The organism is Pseudomonas sp. GM_Psu_1 (genome assembly GCF_026544185.1).
Taxonomy (GTDB): Bacteria; Pseudomonadota; Gammaproteobacteria; order Pseudomonadales; family Pseudomonadaceae; genus Chryseomonas; species Chryseomonas oryzihabitans.
Genome location: NZ_JALNUX010000039.1, coordinates 1 through 517, shown reverse-complemented (window position 1 = coordinate 517; position 517 = coordinate 1). Strand labels below are relative to the sequence as shown.

Annotated in this window: 1 protein-coding gene; it reads left to right on the top strand. The window is 58.0% G+C overall.

Going from position 1 to position 517, the window contains the following annotated elements; all coding sequences use genetic code 11:
• Window positions 1-166: 166 nt before the first annotated feature.
• Window positions 167-517, top strand: a 351-nt coding sequence (locus OXS31_RS23350) for a transposase (protein ID WP_267402365.1), incomplete at its 3' end; no start/stop codon positions are given.

Here is a 517-nt window from a genome sequence, read left to right as displayed (position 1 = left end):
GATGGCAAGCCGCGTCCACCCTTAAGCCTTTGAGCTTGCAGCGTAGATAGGCTGCCTCCTCCACACTCATCCCCAAGTCCGAACGGTATCTGGAGCCTCAAGAGCTCGTATTACGCAAGGTTGGACGGGATGACGTGATCGTGACGCATCTGAAGGAGGAGACATCATGGCCGTAGTAGTAGGCGGTGATATCGCCAAGCGCAGCTTCGACCTGGCCGTCCTGCAGTCCAACGGCAAGTACCGGACAAAGGGCAAGCTGAGCAACGATCAGGCAGGCTTCGCGGTCTTTGCTGACTGGCTGCAACAGCATGCCGAGCCAGGCGCTTGGATCGTGATGGAAGCCACGGGCATCTATCACGAATCGCTCGCCGGGCACTTCCATGCGTTGGGCTACCGAATCGCGGTGCTCAATCCAGCACAGATCGCCCGTTATGCGCAAAGCCAGTTGCAGCGCAGCAAAACGGACAAACTCGACGCCAAGCTGATTGCCACCTATGGCCAGCGGCATGAAGATAGT